This is a genomic window from Streptomyces sp. SAI-127 (genome assembly GCF_029894425.1).
Lineage (GTDB): Bacteria > Actinomycetota > Actinomycetes > Streptomycetales > Streptomycetaceae > Streptomyces.
Map to the genome: position 1 here is coordinate 7,294,618 of NZ_JARXYJ010000001.1, position 16,456 is coordinate 7,311,073.

Sequence of the window (16,456 nt, forward strand, 5' to 3'; positions counted from 1 at the left end):
GCCGTGGCGGAACTCGGATTCCTGCGGCGCTCGATGGACGCGGTGGTGCGGGCCGGGTCGATCGAGGGCTGGGCCTTCGCCGTCCAGGTCTCCACGTCGTACGTCTCGGCGGTTAACCACCTCCCCGCGCTCTCCTCCGGCAGGGGTGGGCGGCGGGCCTGTCGACCCACCGATGACTTCGGCCCTCCTGTGCGGTCATCACTGCGAGGAGGTGTTCGCGATGGGCGCGACGGTACGGCAGGAGGCTCTGGAGCGGCTGCGGGTTCTGGTCGGGGAGTGGGTGGTGGAGGCGGAGTTTCCCCGGCAGGCGGTGGGGGGTCGGGCGGAGTGAGTTCGAGTGGGCGCTGGACGGGCAGTTCCTGGTGCAGCGGACCGAGGCGCCGGACCCCGCGCCGGACAGTACGTCGATCGTGTCGGTCGAGCCGGAGACGGGGGCGTACACGCAGCATTACTTCGACGCGCGGGGGGTTGTACGCCTGTACGGGATGACCTTCGACGGCGAGGTGTGGCAGTTGCTGCGAGAGGAGGAGGACTTCTCCCCGCTGTCCTTCCGGCAGCGTTTCACCGGGCGGCTGAGCGCGGACGGCGACAGCATCCACGGCGTCTGGGAGCAGTCGAAGGACGGGTCGGCGCAGTGGGAGACGGACTTCGCGCTGACGTACCGAAGGAGCCGCTGACATGAGGCCTACGGCGGAGAACGCACGAGGGATCGTCGACGCGAGCCGGTACCTGGTGCTGGCCACGGCGGACGCGGAGGGGCGGCCCTGGAGTACGCCGGTCTACTTCGCGCATGTGGGGTGCCGGGAGTTCTTCTGGGTGTCCTCGCCGGAGGCGGTTCACTCGCGGAACATCGCGGTGCGGCCCGAGGTGGGGATCGCGGTCTTCGACTCGTCGGTGGAGATCGGCACCGGGCAGGGTGTGTACATGCCCGCCGCCGCGTCCGAGGTAGTGGAGGGGACGGCGGCAATCAACGCGCTGGAGGTCTTCTCCCGGCGGTCGCTGGAGCACGGCGGGCGGGTCTGGACCCTCGACGACGTGCGCGGCGACTCCGGGATGCGGCTCTACCGGGCGGTGGCCGAGGCGCACTCGATGCTGGCGAAGGACGGGCGCCCGGATCACCGGGTGGCGGTGGATCCGGGCTGAGCGTCCAGCGGGCTGCACCCGGCATTCGGGAGTGCGGTCCATCGTGGCGGCGGCCCGGCGGAGGCAGCGGACGGCGCCGGCCATGGCGAGGGCGGTCGCCGGTGGCTCGCGGTTCGGCGGAGGCGGGCGTGGGGGGACGGGTCTGCCCGAGGCGCTTGATCGCCTCGGGGTGGCGGGCCGAGAGGGCGCCGGAGGACGACGCGGACGGTGCCGCCATAGCGAGGGTGGTCGTTGGTGGCTTGCGGTGCGGTGCGGGCGTGGGGGGACGGGTCTGTCCGAGGCGCTTGATCGCCTCGGGGTGGCGGGCCGAGAGGGCGCCGGTCATGGCGAGGGCGGTCGTCGGCCGCTCGCTTCGGTGGAGGTGGGCGCGGGGTCGCCGAGCTACCCGAGGCGCTCGATCGTCGTCGCCGTCTCCGCTGCCGACGCCGTGTCGCCGGCCGCTGTGAACAGTTCGTGTGCCCGGGTGAGGTGTTCGCGGGCCTCGGGGAGTTCGCCGCAGTGGCGCAGGGCCGTGGCGAGGCCGGTGAGGGCCTGGGCCTGGAAGCGGTCGAGGTCGCCGCGGGCGAGGGGCGTGGTGACGGTGCGGTAGGCCGCCACCGCCTCGGGCCATCGTTCGAGGGCCAGCAGGTCGTTCGCGATCTCGTGGCGGAGCAGGGTCTGGACGAACTCGGTCAGGCCGGGGACATCCCCGGCGGAGGTGTCGAGCAGGGCCCGGTGCAGGGCCAGCGCCTCCTCGGCACGGCCGGATTCGCGCAGCGCCTTGCCGAGGACCCGCTGGGAGACCGCCTTCCCGGCGTTGTCGCCGACGGACTCGAAGAGCCGGATGGCCTTCGCGGCGGCCTCCGCGGCCTCCGCGGGCCGCTCCAGGCTCAGCCGGGCCCCGGTGATGTACGACCACGCCCAGGCCTGCTGGCCCTCGTCACCGGTCTCGATCGCCAACTCCAGGGCCCTGCGGGCGAGTTGTTCGGCCCGTTCGTACTGGGACGCGCCGACCCCGTGGGCCCAGGCGAGGCAGTTCAGCTGGTGGGCCTCGGCCGCCCGGTCCCCCACGGCGGCCGCGGACCGGGCGCCGTACGAGAAGAGGGTTTGCCACTCGGGCCACTGGGGCCAGCGGTCGGAGAACCAGTACAGGGTGCGTGAGGTGTGCAGGATCTCCGCGTGCCGGCCCGCCGCGGACATCAGGGGCAGGGCGCCCGCCCAGTGGGAGCGTTCGGCGATCAGCCACTCCTCCGCATCCGCGGCGGACTCCGGGACGGAGGCGGCGGGTTCGCCCGCCCACGGCTCCGGCGCGCCCGGCGCCTCGAACATCCGGCCCGCCGCCGAGGCCGACCGCAACAACCAATCCGCCAGGCGCAGTTGGACTTCCCGGGCCGCCGACTCGGGCTCCTCGCCGTCGAGTCGCTCGCGAGCGAAGAGCCGCACGAGATCATGGAGGGCGTACCGGCCGGGTGCGATCTCCTCCAGCAGGCCCCGGTCGACCAGGACGTCGAGAGCGTCCCCGGTGGTGAGCGGGTCGTCGCCGGTCAGGACGGCGGCGAGGTCGGGGCCGGTGTCATGGCCGGGGATGAGCGAGAGCCGGCGCAGCAGCAGCCGGTGCGGTTCGGTGAGTTGGCCGTAGGAGAGGGCGAGGGCGCCGCGTACGGCGAGGTCGCCCGCGACCAGTCCGCTCAACCGGCGTTCCTCGTCCGCGAGGTGGCCCACCAGGCGGGCCGGGGTCCAGCTCGGGCGGCTGGAGAGGCGGTTGCCGACGATGCGCAGGGCCAGCGGGAGGTGTCCGCACAGCTCGGTCAGCCGGGTGATCGCCTCGGACTGCCCGTCGGTGCGCGGGGCGCCGAGGATCCGCTCCAGGAGGGTCGCCGACTCCCCGCCGCTGAGCCCGCCGAGCCTGATCCGGCGTACGCCTTCGAGACCGGCCAGCGGCCGTCTGCTGGTGACCAGCACGAAACTGCCCTCGGCGTCCGGCAGCAGCGGCCTGGTCTGGGTCTCGTCGGCCGCGTCGTCGAGGACGACCAGCGCCCGCCGGGTCGCGAGCGTGGCCCGGTAGACGGCCTCCCGGGCCACCGGGTCGACCGGGATCCGGTCGGGCGGGTGGCCGAGCGCCACGAGCAGGAGGACCAGCGCCTCGGCGGCCGGCAGCGGGGAGTCGCTCATGCCGTGCAGCTGGACGCAGACGCTGCCGTCCGGGAAGGAGCCGGACAGGCGTCGTAGCGTTTCCGCGGCGAGCGTGGTCTTGCCCTGTCCGCCCGGCCCGAAGAGCACCACGGCACGCGTACGCGTGCCGGTGGCCAGGGACTCCAGCTCCGCGAGCTCCGGCTCCCGGCCGGTGAAGTCCGGGACGGTGCGCAGGAGATACGGCGGGGCCGGCGGGCCCCCGCGTTCCCGGCCGGCGTCGGCAAGCCGCTGGAGGCGCTCGCGCTGCTCGGTGTCGAGCCGGAGGGCGGCGGCGAGCGCGTCGACCGTACGGCGCTGTGGTCCCCGGCTGCGGCCGCGCTCCAGGTCGCCGAGGGCGCGGACGCTGACCCCGGACGCCCCGGACAGGTCCTCCAGGGTGAGCCGGGCGGTCCGGCGCAGGGAGCGCAGCATGACGCCGAAGGCGGTGCCGCCGTGCGGGATCTCGGTCTGCGGGACTTCAGGAGGGTGACTGGTCATCACGACAATTAGAACAAGCGCTTCCCACTTAGTTTCGCCTGTCCTTCTGCCTGGTGCTGAGCGGTCACTCCTGGTGAGCTGGGAGCTCCGCTACGAGAGGACGAACCGACATGCCGTACATCGCCGTTGGGGAAGAGAACAGCGCGCCGATCGAGCTCTACTACGAGGACCACGGCACCGGACAGCCCGTCGTCCTGATCCACGGCTACCCGCTCGACGGCCACTCCTGGGAGAAGCAGGTCCCGGTCCTGCTGGAGGCCGGCCACCGCGTCATCACCTACGACCGCCGCGGCTTCGGCCGCTCCTCGCAGCCGACCACGGGCTACGACTACGACACCTTCGCCGCCGACCTCGACAAGGTGCTCACCAGCCTGGACCTGACCGACGCGGTCCTCGTCGGCTTCTCGATGGGCACCGGTGAAGTGGGCCGCTACCTGGGCACGTACGGCTCGGGGCGGGTCGCCAAGGCCGTCTTCCTGGCCTCGCTCGAGCCCTTCCTGCTGAAGACCGACGACAACCCGACCGGTGTGGACCAGTCGGTCTTCGACGGCATCCTGGAGGCCGTGACCAAGGACCGGTACGCCTACTTCGACGCCTTCTACCAGGACTTCTACAACCTGGACGAGACGCTCGGCAGCCGGATCAGCGAGGCGGCCGTGCGGGGCAGCTGGAACGTGGCCGCGGGTGCCTCGGCGCACGCGTCGGTGGCGTGTGTGCCGACCTGGATCACCGACTTCCGCGCGGACGTGGCGAAGATCGACGTACCGGCGCTGATCCTGCACGGCACGGGCGACCGCATCCTTCCGATCGACGCGACCGGTCGGCCCTTCCACGCGCTGCTGCCCTCCGCCGAGTACGTCGAGATCGAGGGCGCGCCGCACGGCCTGCTGTGGACCCACGCGGAGGAGGTCACCTCGGCGCTGCTGGCCTTCCTGGCCAAGTAGTTCCTGGAGAAGAGGGGGCTCACTCACGCCCCGAGGCGGTCACCGCCAGCACCGCCACCAGCCCCGCCGCGATCGCCAGCGGAATCCCGAGGCCGTGATGGAGCACCAGCCACGCGCCCAGCGTGGCCCCGGCGACCATCGCGATCACGGACGCCGTACGGCGGGGCGAACGGATGCTGGCGCCGCCGCCGGCCCGGGAGTCGGCGGCGAGGCCGGTCAGCGTCATGGTCAGCACGGTCGTCGTCAGGTCAGGGACGCCGAGCTTGCGGACCGTGGCGTTGCGCAGGCCCATGGCGAAGGCCGTGACGGCGATGAGGGTGTAGGCGGTGGCCGTGGCGCCGGGCGCGGCGAAGGCGACCACCGCCGAGATCCCCAGCAGCACCGCCTCGGCGGCGAGCGTGAGCCGGACCCAGGTGCGCCGGGAGCCACCGCCGAGCCGTACGGCGCCCCGGCCACCCGCCGCCGCGCCCACGACGAAGGACCCCAGCGAGGTCAGCGTGTGCGCCACCGAGAAGCCGGGCGCCCCGGCCGCGGCGAACCCGAGCACGACCACGTTGCCGGTCATGTTCGCGGTGAAGACGTGCTCCAGGCCCAGATAGCTGACCGCGTCGATCAGTCCGCTGACCACCGTCAGCCCCAACAGCACGGGCACCAGGCGCAGTCCTCGCGCCTCGGGATCGCCGGCCGTCTTGGGGTCGGTGCTGCTCTGTTCGCTCATCGAGTCTCCGGGCGGCCGGACGGGCAGGGTGCACTCAAGTCCACCACGGATGCGGGGGACTCTCGGATGTCGGCATGACCTGCGCGTCCCTAGCGTCGAGGACATGAGTGATGAGACGCGCACATCCCAGGTGACACGGGCGAGTTGGCGTACGCGGCGGGGGCTCGCCGGAGCGGCGGCCCTGTTGCTCGCCGCCCTCGCCGCGGCCCCGGTGGCAGCTGCCGGTGAGCAGGCGCACCGGACGGGGCGCGGGGAGCTGGTCTCCGTCACCCCGGTCGCCGACCGGGACGCGGGGGCCGTCCGGGCGTTCCTGGACGGGCGGGGCGTCGCCACCGACTCCGTGCGGTACGGCGTACGGGCATACCGGCTGACGTACCGGACTGTCGACCCGCAGGGCGCACCCACCACCGCGACCGGGCTGCTGACGCTCCCCAAGGGCGGCGGCCACCGCCTCGACCTGGTCTCCGACACCCACGGCACGATGGTCCACCGCGACTACGCGCCCTCCGCGAGCGAGGACTTCGGGCGGGTGCCGTCGTATCTGAACGCGAGCGCGGGCCGTGCCGTGGCCGCGCCCGACTACCTCGGCCTCGGCAGGGGTCCGGGCCGGCATCCGTACATGGACACCGTCTCGTCGGTGACCGCCTCCCTCGACATGCTGCGCGCCGCCCGGACGGCCGCGGACCGGCTCGCGCGTCCGCTCACGGGGGACGTGTACGCGACGGGCTTCTCGCAGGGCGGCCAGGTCGCGATGGCGCTCGGCAAGGCGCTGGACGGGGGCGCCGACCGGCACTTCCGGTTGAAGGCGCTGGCGCCGGTCAGCGGCCCGTACGACGGCGAGGGCCAGGAGATGCCCGCGCTGTTCGACGGCCGCGTCAACGACATCAGCGGGGTCCTCTACATCTCCTACTGGCTGGTCGCGCAGAACCGACTGCACCCCTTCTACAAGGACCCGTCCGAGGTCTTCCGCGCGCCGTACGCGAGCCGGGTCGAGGGCCTCTTCGACGGAGACCACGAGGAGGAGGACGTCCTCGGGGGACTCGCGCCCTCGGTGAAGCAGCTGCTCACGCCCGCCTTCTACGAGCGTCTGCGGCACCCGTCCGGCGCCGTGCTGGACGCGATGCGCGCCGCCGACCACACCTGCGACTGGAAGCCGGAGGTGCCGGTGCGGCTGTACGCCGCTGCCGGCGACACCGACGTGCCCATCGGCAACACCCGGACATGCGCCCGCACCCTCGCAGGTCAGGGAGCGAGGGTGCGGGTGGTCGAGCAGGGAGCCGTGGATCACTTCGGCTCCCTCGCCGTGTCGGCACCGCAGGTGGTGCGGTTCTTCGACGGCGTCCGGGGGTGATGCGTGCGGCGGCTCAGTACCAGCCGTTGGCCTGCCAGAAGGCCCAGGCGGCGGTCGGGCTGCCGTAGCGGGAGTTCATGTAGTCCAGGCCCCACTTGATCTGGGTCTTGGCGTTGGTCTTCCAGTCCGAGCCGGCGGCGGCCATCTTCGAACCGGGCAGGGCCTGGACCAGGCCGTAGGCGCCGGAGGAGGAGTTCATGGCGTCGACGTCCCAGCCGCTCTCGTGCTCGACGATCTTGCTGAACGCGGCGTACTGCGCGGCGTTCGGGATCATCTTGTGCGCGATGGCCTTGGCCTGGGCGGGCGAGTTGGTGGTGGCCGCCTGAGCCGGCGCCGCGGTCAGGACCAGGCCGGCGGTGGCGGCGGCCATCGCGACGGTGGTGATGGCCTTCTTCGGGGAAGAGATGCGGCGGGCGATACGGGAGACGGACACGGAGAACCTTTTCTTCGGGGACGTGGCTGCCGCTCGCAGACCCGGGGGACGTGCGTCGGCGCCGAGGCCCGTGGGCTTGTCGGCGCCGTGCGACGTGGTCCAGAGAAACAGGCTCGGAAGACGTCCGCAATGACCCCTTTTACTAGTTGTGGTCGAATCGCCGGGAAAGGGTACCCGTGTGACTTGGCTCTCAAAGCGCAGGTCAGAGGGGGTGCAGAGTGGGCGTTATGTCTGAAATATTCCTACTGCTCCCGCTAGTAGGTGAGCTGCGTCATGTGGGGTGGTTCACCGCTCGGACGCCTCGAATGTGACCTGGGCCTCGAAGGCGGCGCGCCGGGTGGCCCGGCGGAGCGCCCTGAGGAGGGCCGGGCCGAGGGTGAGCGTCAGGACGACGGTCACCAGGGCCCGGCCGAGGTCCCAGCCGAGGGACGTGGCCAGGCAGTACGTGACGAAACGGGCCAGGTTGGCGGGGACGCCGGCGTGCGGGTCGAAGGCGATGTTCGAGGCCAGGGCGCCCATGAACGGCCAGCCGGCCATGTTCATGGCGGTGCCATAGGCGAAGGCGGCGAAAAAGCCGTACACCGCGAGGAGGCGGACCTCGGCGCGGCCCCTGGTGCGGTCGGGGCCCGGCAGCAGGCCCGCGCCCATCGTGAACCAGCCCATCGCCAGCATCTGGAACGGCATCCACGGACCCACCCCGCCCGTGAGCAGGGCGGACGCGAACATCGTGACGTTGCCGAGCACGAAGCCGAAGCCGGGGCCGAGAACCCGGCCGCTGAGCACCATCAGGAAGAACATCGGCTCGATGCCGGCGGTACCCGCGCCGATCGGTCTGAGTGCGGCACCGGTCGCGGCGAGCACCCCGAGCATGGCCACGGCCTTGGGGCCAAGCCCCGACTCCGCGATCGCCGCCGCGACCACCGCGACGAGCAGGACGAGCAGTCCGGCGAAGAGCCAGGGGGCGTCCTGGGCGTGAGTGCCGACCCGGGAGGTGGGCGGGGCGAGGAAGGGCCAGCCGAAGGCGACCACACCCACGGCGCTGACCAGGGCGAGGGTGAGGAGGGAGCGGGGTCCGAGGCGCACGGCCCGGGTCATGGCAGGGCCTTCCTCACCTGGGTCACCGTGAGCCACCGCTGAGGGGCGAGGATCTTGCTGACCTGCGGGGCGAAGGAGGGTGAGGCCGTGATGACGTCCGCCGCCGGGCCGTCGGCGATCACCTCGCCCTCGGCCAGCAGGATCACCCGGTGGGCGAGCTCGGCGGCGAGTTCCACGTCGTGGGTGGCCAGCATGATCGCGTGGCCGGTGGCGGCGAGTTCCCTCAGCAGGCCGACGAGACGGGCCTTCGCGGCGTAGTCCAGGCCGCGGGTCGGTTCGTCGAGGAGCAGGAGGGGCGGGCGGGCGGCCAGGACCACGGCGAGGGCGAGCGCGAGCCGCTGTCCTTCGGAGAGATCGCGGGGGTGGGTGTCGTCGGTCACGCCGGGGAGGAGGTCGTCGACGAGTGCGCGGCAGGTGCCTGGTGTTGTTTGGGCGTCGGTGTCCGCGGCTCGGCATTCTGCGGCGACCGTGTCGGCGTACAGGAGGTCGCGGGGTTCCTGGGGTACGAGGCCCACGCGGCGTACGAGGTCCTGCGGGGCGGTGCTGTGGGGCTGGGCGCCGCCTACGTGGACGGTGCCGGTGGAGGGCTCGACGAGGCCTACCAGGGTGTTGAGGAGGGTGGACTTTCCGGCGCCGTTGCGGCCCATGAGGGCGATGGTCTCGCCGGGGCGGACGGTGAGGTCGATGTGGCGCAGGGCCTGGACGCGGGCTCTTCGGACGGAGAGGGCCTGGACTTCGGCGGTGAGGGGGGTCGTGCTGGGCGTGGGGCGACTGCGGCGGGGACGCCAACGACGGAATGCCCGGCCTTCGGCCGGGATGCTGTTCCCACCCGCACCACCCGTGCGGCTTTCGTCGCCGGGTGCGGGTGGCCCCTGTGGGGCGGTCTCGCCGTTGGCGGCTGCGGGTGCGTTGTCCATGGGCGTGCGCCCGGACAGCCGCTCCCGCAGTTCGCCCGCCCTGCGCCGCGCGTCCCGCACCGTCAGCGGCAGGGGAGCCCAGCCCGCCAGCCGGCCCAGGTCCACCACCGGCGGATATACCGGGGATACGGCCATCATCTCGGCCGGGGTGCCGAAGACCGGTGCTTCCCCGCGGGCGGGCAGGAGGGCGACCTGGTCGGCGTACTGGATGACACGTTCCAGGCGGTGTTCGGCCATGAGGACCGTGGTGCCCAGATCGTGGACCAGCCGTTGGAGGACGGCGAGGACCTCCTCCGCCGCCGCGGGGTCCAGGGCCGACGTCGGCTCGTCCAGGACCAGGACCCGGGGATGCGGGGTGAGCACCGAGCCGATCGCCACGCGTTGCTGCTGGCCGCCGGAGAGGGTGGCCAGCGGGCGGTCGCGCAGGGGCGCCAGGCCCAGCAGGTCCAGGGTCTCCTCCACCCGGCGGCGCATCACCGTCGGCGACAGTCCCAACGACTCCATGCCGTAGGCGAGTTCGTCCTCCACGGTGTCCGTCACGAAGTGGGACAGCGGATCCTGGCCCACCGTGCCGACCACATCGGCCAGTTCGCGCGGCTTGTGGGTACGGGTGTCGCGGCCGGCCACCGTGACCCGGCCGCGCAAGGTGCCGCCGGTGAAATGCGGGACGAGCCCGCTGACCGCGCCGAGGATCGTGGACTTGCCGACCCCCGACGGGCCCACGAGCAGCACGAGTTCCCCCTCCGGCACCTCGAAGTCGACACCCTGGACGGTGGGTTCGGATGCCCCGTCGTACGTCACGGAGACATCCTCGAAGCGGATCACGACGACGGCTCCTTGGGCGTGGGGGAGAGGAAGGCCGGCAGCAGGCCGAGCAGGACGGCCGCGGCGGGCAGGAGTGGCAGGGTGGGGGCGACGAGCGGCACCACGCCCGGATGCAGGGCCGCAGGATCGGTGGCGCCCGCGAGGAACATCGCCGCCGCCACGGCCGCGCCGGAACCGGCGACCAGGAAGGACCGGACGTCCCAGCGGTCCGGGCGGTAACGGGTGCGCGGGGTACGGCGCCCGCCCAGCCGCAGACCCGCCAGGGCGGCGGCGAGGCCGGCGAGCAGGACGGGGATGCCGTACGTGCCGCCCTCGGCGGTGAGGAGTCCGTACGTTCCCGCGCAGACACCGAGCAGGCCACCGAGGGTGAGCGCGGTGGTCGTACGGCGGACTCGGGGCGGGACCTCGGCCGTACGGCCGTAGCCGCGGGCGTCCATTGCCGCGGCGAGGGCGACCGAGCGCTCCAACGCGCCCTCCAGCACCGGGAGTCCGACCTGGAGGAGACCGCGGATGCCGGTGTCCGGGCGGCCTCGGAGGCGGCGGGCGGAGCGGAGGCGCTGGACGTCGGCGATGAGATGGGGGGCGAAGGTCAGGGCCACCACCACGGCGACGCCGAGTTCGTAGAGGGCGCCGGGGAGGGACTTGAGGAGGCGGTGCGGGTTGGCGAGGGCGTTCGCCGCGCCCACGCAGATGAGGAGGGTCGCCAGTTTCAGGCCGTCGTAGAGGGCGAAGACGAGGGACTCCGCGGTGACCCTGCCGCCCAGCCGGATGCCCTGCGCCCAGTCGGGGAGGGGGAGTTCGGGGAGGGTGACGAGCACATGCGTGCCGGGTATGGGGGAGCCCAGGGTGATCGCGAAGAGGAGGCGGACCAGGAGGACGGCGAGGGCGAGTTTGACGAAGGCGGCGTAGGAGTGGGACCAGGGCGTGGGGCGGCGGCAGGTCGCCACCACGTACGCGGAGGTGGCGATGAGGAGGGCGAGGAGGAGGGGGTTGGTGGTGCGGGTCGCCGCTATCCCGAGGGAGAGGGACCACAGCCACCAGGCGCCGGGGTGCAGGGGCGCGGGGCGGTGGACCTGGGCCGGGGTGGGTGCGCTCGCCGGTGCCGGTAGGGTGCCGCCCGTTTTCGCGGCGGCGGCACGACCGCCGGCAGGCCGCGCGGGTGCGTTACGCATGCCGGCGGCGCCTCGCCTGCCATACTGCCGCCGCGCCCAACGCCACCACGCCCGCTGCTCCCACCCACAGGCCCACCGACGGGCCGCCGTCCTGCTTTTTCTCGGCGGGCGCCGGCCTCGTCGCTCCCGTCACCTGCTCCCCGCACCCCGTCTGCGGATACCCCGCGATCGCGCACAGCAGGGCGTTGGTGTTGTAGCGCAGCGGCTTGGCGGCAGTTGCCAGGGCCTCCGCGGTCGTCGCGTCGCGGGGTACCACCGCGCACTCGGTGCGCCGGGCCGGGGGTGTCTCGCCGGACGGGGCGTCCGAAGCCGTACCGAAGTCGATGACCAACGCCACGCGCTTACGGCCGTCCCGTGCCGCCGTGTCCCCGCAGATCGCCGTGAACGAGGCCGGCCCGCGGGGCGTGTCCGCGTCCGCCGAGTCCTCGCTCACCGCGAAGCGGAAGCCCTGGACGTCGCCGTCGGAGGGGACCGTCGTCGAGGGGCCCTCGGTGGCGTAGGTCCAGGTCGAGCCGGTGCGGTCCCAGAAGGACCAGTAGCGGTACCCGGCGGCGTGGGCCGGGCTCGCGGTGGCCAGGAGGAGGCCCGCCAGGAGGGAGAGGAGGAGTGCCCGCCGGGTCACGGCTGCTTCCTCTTGTTGCGGCTGCTGAGCAGGAAGCCGACGCCCGCGCCGGCGGCGAGTCCCGCGCCGACCATCCACCACACGGAGGTGTCGGAGTCGTCCTGGGACGCGGTGACCGGCGCCGGTCCCGTCGCGGTCAGCTGCTTGACCAGGTCCGTGCCGCCGAAGTCGCTCGGGTCGGCGCCACCCGCCTCGGCGGCGAGGATCAGCTGGGCGTATGCCGCCGGGCCGCTCTGCTCGGCCCACTTCGCGGAGTTCCGCTCCAGCCAGCGCAGCGGACCCGTGGCCGCCGCCGTACCGCCCCGCGCGGCCAGCGCCACGACCGCGTCGGCCGTGTTGCCGTAGTCGGGCTGGTTCTCGGAGCCGGGCAGGGCGGAGGTCAGGTGGCCGTCCTTCGCGACGGCCTTCGCCAGGTAGGCCGAGCCGTTGGCCGCCGCGTCCTCCGGGGTGGGGCGGGCCGCGTCGGTGCAGGCGGCGTTCTTCTTGTCGCCGGCCTTCACCGAGACCATGCCCTGGCCCAGCGCACCGACGACGGCCGCCGCGGTCGCGTCCGCGTTGGCCGTGAGCTTGCCCTTCTTGTCCGGCTGGTAGGCGAACGCACCTCCGTCGGCACACGGCAGGGACAGCTTCAGCAAGGCGTCGTAGGGCGACTTGCCGTATTTGGCGATCCGCGAGATGTCGGCACCCGAGGCGTTGAGCGCACCGATCACCACGGACGTCGAGTTGGCGTCGCTGGCCCCGCCGGGGGTGTAGCCCCAGCCGCCGTCCTTGTTCTGGACGGACTTGAGCCAGGTCACCGCCTTCGTGACCGCGGTGCCGTGCCCGCCGACCGCGGACAGGGCCTGCGCGGCGGCGGCCGTGCTGTTGGTGTCGACCATCAGTTTGGCGTCGCAGGCCTTGGCCGGGTTCGCGCGGAACGCCGGGAACGCCCCGCTCTCGCACTGCTGCCCGGCCAGCCAGTCGACGGCCGCGTCGGCGGGTTCCACGTCCACCCGGTGCAGGGCGATCAGGGCGAGGGACTGGCGCCAGACCCCGTCGTAGGTGGGATCCGTGCTGCCGTACAGCCCGGAGGGGGACGAGGGAGACGGGGACGGCGAGGCGGCCACGGCGGGTGTGGCCGTGCCGAAGGCGACGGTGGCGGCCAGGACCGCGGCGCTGCGGCGGACGTTCATGATCGGCGGATGCCCTTCTCCCTGCGGGGAGCCGGGCAGCGCGGGAGGACCCCGGGCGGCTCGGCTCCGTATATCTCGACGGTGCCGCGCACCGGCCGGTCTCCCAGGCCCTTGAGGCACTGGGCGAGGGGCAGCGCCGGAATTGCACCGGCTTCCCCCCGTACGGCATCTGATGACGACCTGGCTACTGTACTCGCCCGTAGGAAAGCGACTGAGAGCCGCCCAAGGGAGCCTCCGTCCGGGCTAGACGGCCACGTACGTCACCGGATCGCTCCCCGTCACCGCCTCCGCGCGGCCCAACTTCACCAGTCGCCGCAGATGCGCCTCGGCCTCCGAGACCGCGATGTTGCGTGATCCGTAGGGGATCTGCTCCCAGGGGCGGTTCCACTCCATGCGCTCGGCGAGCTGCCAGGGGGTGAGGGGCTCGGCCAGGAGGGAGCGCAGGTCGGTGAGGCGTTCCTCGTGGTGGGCGAGCAACTGCCCTACGCGGGCGCTCGCGTCGGTGAAGACGTGCTGGTGGGCGGGGAGGACCTCGGCGGGGGCGAGCCGCCCGACGCGTTCCAGGGAGTCGAGGTAGTCGCCGAGGGGGTCGGTGACGGTGGCGTCGTCGGGGTCCTCGTACAGGCCGATGTGCGGGGTGATCTCGGGGAGCAGATGATCGCCGGAGAACAGCCGTCCGTGGCCCGGCAGTCCGGAGGGGTGCTCCTCCTCCAGGTGCAGGCAGACATGGCCGGGCGTGTGTCCCGGGGTCCAGATGGCGCGGAGCCTGCGGCCGGGGAGGTCGAGGAGTTCGCCGGGGACGATCTCGCGGTCGGGCAACGCGGGCGAGAATCCGGGCAGTTCGCGGCGCCGCGCGGTGCGCAGGGGGGCCACGTGGTCCTCGGGGGCGCCCGCGGCCACCAACTTGGCCGTCATATAGGTGAACCAGCGCTCGGCACGGGTCTCGCGGGTGCGCCGCACGATCGCGGAGTCCGCCGCGTGCATCGCGATCCAGGCCCCGGACGCCTCCCGCACCTTGCCGGAGAGGCCGTGGTGGTCGGGGTGGTGGTGGGTGATGACCACGCCGTGGATCCCGCCCACGTCGGTCCCGCACGCGGTCAGCCCCTCGGCGAGGGTGTCCCAGGAGTCCGGGTCGTCCCAGCCGGTGTCGACCAGCACCGGTCCTCGGTCGGTCTCGACGACGTACACCAGGGTGTGGCCGAGCGGATTGTCGGGGATGGGCACCTGAACGGACCGGACGCCGCCACCATGGTCGTACACCTGCGCCATGAGCTCCCCAATCACCGCGTTCCCAGCATGATAACTAGAACGAGTTTCGACGGTAGCCCGAGGTCACCAACAGTCGTGGTGTGCGGGCCGTGGACTCCTCCCAGTGGAACTGGTATCAGTTCCGTATCTGATGGATCGTCAGTAAGCCGCCCCGGGGAGGCAGTCGCCATGACCGAGCTCGTGGAACACGGACAGCTGTTCATCGGCGGGGAGTTGACCGACCCCCTGGGCAAGGACGTCATCGAGGTGATCTCCCCGCACACCGAGGAGGTCATCGGACGCGTGCCGCACGCCTCGCGCGCGGACGTGGACGCGGCGGTCGCCGCCGCACGCACCGCCTTCGACGAGGGACCCTGGCCGCGGATGTCGCTCGACGAGCGCATCGAGGTCGTCACCAGGATCAAGGACGCGATCGCGGTCCGGCACGAGGAGATCGCCCGCGTGATCTCCTCCGAGAACGGCTCCCCGTACTCCTGGAGCGTCCTCGCACAGGCCCTCGGCGCGATGATGGTCTGGGACTCGGCGATCACGGTCGCACGCGGCTTCACGTACGAGGAGACACGCGACGGAGTGCTCGGCCGCATCCTCGTGCGCCGCGAGCCGGTCGGGGTCGTGGCGGCCGTGGTGCCCTGGAACGTCCCGCAGTTCGTCGCCGCCGCCAAGCTCGCCCCCGCGCTGCTCACCGGCTGCACGGTGGTGCTCAAGCCGTCGCCCGAGTCACCGCTGGACGCGTACATCCTGGCCGAGATCACCAAGGAGGCCGGGCTGCCGGACGGCGTCCTGTCCATCCTCCCGGCCGACCGTGAGGTGAGCGAGTACCTGGTCGGGCATCCGGGGATCGACAAGGTCTCCTTCACCGGATCGGTGGGCGCGGGCAAGCGCGTGATGGAGGTCGCCGCCCGCAATCTCACGCGCGTGACCCTGGAGCTGGGCGGCAAGTCGGCGGCCGTGGTCCTCCCGGACGCGGACGTCGAGACGGCCGTCGCCGGGATCGTCCCGTCCGCCTGGATGAACAACGGCCAGGCCTGCGTGGCCCAGACCCGCATCCTGCTGCCCCGCTCCCGCTACGACGAGTTCGCCGAGGCCCTTGCCGCGGCGGCGAGTGCACTGGTCGTCGGCGACCCGCTCGACCCGGCCACCCAGGTCGGCCCGCTGGTCGCCGAACGCCAGCAGCGCCGCAACCTCGACTACATCCGCATCGGCCAGGAGGAGGGCGCCAAGATCCTCACCGGCGGCGGGCGTCCGGCGGGCCTGGAGCGCGGCTGGTACGTCGAGCCGACGCTCTTCGGCGACGTCGACAACTCGATGCGGATCGCGCGCGAGGAGATCTTCGGACCGGTGATCTGCCTCCTTCCCTACGGCGACGAGTCCGAGGCGGTGAAGATCGCCAACGACTCGGACTACGGACTGTCGGGCAGCGTGTGGACGGCCGACGTCGAGCGCGGCATCGAGGTCGCCCGCCAGGTCCGTACCGGCACCTACAACGTCAACACCTTCAGCCTCGACATGCTCGGCCCCTTCGGCGGCTACAAGAGCTCCGGCCTGGGAAGGGAGTTCGGCCCCGAGGGCTACGGCGAGTACCTGGAGCACAAGATGATCCATCTGCCGGCCGGCTGGGAGGCGTGAGCGGCGATGGGAGACCGCTGGCACGTCGAGGTCGACCGCTCCCTGTGCATCGGCTCCGCGCAGTGCGTGCACACCGCCCCCGACGGCTTCCGCCTGGACACCGCCCGCCAGTCCCACCCCGCCGACCCGGAGAGCGACGCCAACGAGAAGATCCTGGCGGCGGCGGAGAACTGCCCGGTGGAGGCCATCATGATCACGCTGCTGGGGAGCGGGGAGCCGGTGTTCCCGCCGGAGGAGTAGGAGCCGAGAAAATCATGGTTTGAGAGGGTTCATTCCCGGACGAGGGTTCTATTCTGGACATAGGCCTACGAGGCGAGTGAGGGAGTCCCACCGAAGTAGCCGACTCAGGCGAGATGCGAAGGCTTCCGCCAGGGCCGACGTCGACGGTAGGGCTGAGAGGCCGAAGAGCAGCGGGAAGGCTCGACGGCGACCCCCAGAACCTGATCCGGACCATACCGGCGAAGGGAACCCGTCTCGTAGGTCCCTCACGTGCTCCCCGCCGGTGTGAGGGCTTACGCTC

At 72.4% G+C, this 16,456-nt stretch carries 16 protein-coding genes and 1 riboswitch; of the genes, 7 read left to right on the forward strand and 9 right to left on the reverse strand.

Features of this window, described 5'->3' with window-relative positions; genetic code table 11:
- Positions 1–172 precede the first annotated feature (172 nt).
- From M2157_RS33595 to M2157_RS33605, 3 genes are read left to right on the forward strand one after another with little or no spacing between them, the layout of a single operon-like run.
- Positions 173–331: a hypothetical protein gene (locus M2157_RS33595; RefSeq protein WP_280867086.1), complete on the forward strand. Its 159-nt coding sequence runs from the start codon at positions 173–175 to the stop codon at positions 329–331.
- Between the two features lie 31 nt (positions 332–362).
- The gene (locus M2157_RS33600) at positions 363–677 is read left to right on the forward strand and encodes a hypothetical protein (RefSeq protein WP_280867087.1); all 315 of its coding nucleotides are present in this window, start codon (positions 363–365) and stop codon (positions 675–677) included.
- A gap of 1 nt (position 678) precedes the next feature.
- The gene (locus tag M2157_RS33605; protein WP_280867088.1) at positions 679–1,143 is read left to right on the forward strand and encodes a pyridoxamine 5'-phosphate oxidase family protein; all 465 of its coding nucleotides are present in this window, start codon (positions 679–681) and stop codon (positions 1,141–1,143) included.
- Between the two features lie 381 nt (positions 1,144–1,524).
- On the opposite strand, the gene M2157_RS33610 is transcribed toward M2157_RS33605, so the two are convergent.
- Positions 1,525–3,792 carry an XRE family transcriptional regulator gene (locus tag M2157_RS33610; protein ID WP_280867089.1) on the reverse strand — a complete coding sequence of 756 codons (2,268 nt, stop codon included), beginning with the start codon at positions 3,790–3,792 and terminating at the stop codon, positions 1,525–1,527.
- Between the two features lie 110 nt (positions 3,793–3,902).
- Between M2157_RS33610 and M2157_RS33615 the strand changes: the two genes are divergently transcribed.
- Positions 3,903–4,736 (forward strand): alpha/beta hydrolase, encoded by an 834-nt coding sequence (locus M2157_RS33615; RefSeq protein WP_280867090.1) that lies wholly within the window; start codon positions 3,903–3,905, stop codon positions 4,734–4,736.
- Between the two features lie 19 nt (positions 4,737–4,755).
- Here M2157_RS33615 and M2157_RS33620 read toward each other — a convergent pair whose 3' ends face one another.
- Complete coding sequence (locus M2157_RS33620) at positions 4,756–5,454, reverse strand: YoaK family protein (RefSeq protein ID WP_280857276.1); 699 nt, start codon at positions 5,452–5,454, stop codon at positions 4,756–4,758.
- Between the two features lie 103 nt (positions 5,455–5,557).
- Here M2157_RS33620 and M2157_RS33625 point away from each other — a divergent pair, with 103 nt between their 5' ends.
- Positions 5,558–6,805 (forward strand): alpha/beta hydrolase, encoded by a 1,248-nt coding sequence (locus M2157_RS33625; RefSeq protein ID WP_280857275.1) that lies wholly within the window; start codon positions 5,558–5,560, stop codon positions 6,803–6,805.
- Positions 6,806–6,818: 13 nt separating this feature from the next.
- On the opposite strand, the gene M2157_RS33630 is transcribed toward M2157_RS33625, so the two are convergent.
- From M2157_RS33630 to M2157_RS33660, 7 genes are all read right to left on the reverse strand, one after another.
- Positions 6,819–7,238, reverse strand: a complete 420-nt coding sequence (locus M2157_RS33630) for a transglycosylase SLT domain-containing protein (RefSeq protein ID WP_280857274.1) — start codon at positions 7,236–7,238, stop codon at positions 6,819–6,821.
- Positions 7,239–7,523: 285 nt separating this feature from the next.
- Positions 7,524–8,333, reverse strand: coding sequence for an ECF transporter S component (locus tag M2157_RS33635; protein WP_280857273.1), 810 nt, complete (start codon positions 8,331–8,333; stop codon positions 7,524–7,526).
- Complete coding sequence (locus M2157_RS33640) at positions 8,330–10,075, reverse strand: ABC transporter ATP-binding protein (protein ID WP_280867091.1); 1,746 nt, start codon at positions 10,073–10,075, stop codon at positions 8,330–8,332. Before M2157_RS33640 ends, M2157_RS33635 begins: the two co-directional genes overlap by 4 nt.
- Positions 10,072–11,247 (reverse strand): energy-coupling factor transporter transmembrane component T, encoded by a 1,176-nt coding sequence (locus M2157_RS33645; protein ID WP_280867092.1) that lies wholly within the window; start codon positions 11,245–11,247, stop codon positions 10,072–10,074. The genes M2157_RS33640 and M2157_RS33645 overlap by 4 nt, the downstream gene beginning before the upstream one ends.
- Positions 11,240–11,869, reverse strand: a complete 630-nt coding sequence (locus M2157_RS33650; RefSeq protein ID WP_280867093.1) for an SCO2322 family protein — start codon at positions 11,867–11,869, stop codon at positions 11,240–11,242. Before M2157_RS33650 ends, M2157_RS33645 begins: the two co-directional genes overlap by 8 nt.
- Positions 11,866–13,041, reverse strand: coding sequence for a terpene cyclase/mutase family protein (locus tag M2157_RS33655; protein WP_280867094.1), 1,176 nt, complete (start codon positions 13,039–13,041; stop codon positions 11,866–11,868). Before M2157_RS33655 ends, M2157_RS33650 begins: the two co-directional genes overlap by 4 nt.
- A 243-nt stretch (positions 13,042–13,284) precedes the next feature.
- A complete protein-coding gene (locus tag M2157_RS33660; protein WP_280867095.1) occupies positions 13,285–14,310 on the reverse strand; it encodes an MBL fold metallo-hydrolase in 1,026 nt (341 codons plus the stop codon).
- Between the two features lie 168 nt (positions 14,311–14,478).
- On the opposite strand from M2157_RS33660, the gene M2157_RS33665 reads away from it, so the two are divergent.
- Together M2157_RS33665 and M2157_RS33670 are read left to right on the forward strand one after the other, a co-directional pair.
- Positions 14,479–15,936, forward strand: a complete 1,458-nt coding sequence (locus M2157_RS33665; protein WP_280867096.1) for an aldehyde dehydrogenase — start codon at positions 14,479–14,481, stop codon at positions 15,934–15,936.
- Positions 15,937–15,942: 6 nt separating this feature from the next.
- The gene (locus M2157_RS33670; RefSeq protein ID WP_280857266.1) at positions 15,943–16,176 is read left to right on the forward strand and encodes a ferredoxin; all 234 of its coding nucleotides are present in this window, start codon (positions 15,943–15,945) and stop codon (positions 16,174–16,176) included.
- Positions 16,177–16,244: 68 nt separating this feature from the next.
- Positions 16,245–16,420, forward strand: a riboswitch (TPP riboswitch).
- Positions 16,421–16,456 lie beyond the last annotated feature (36 nt).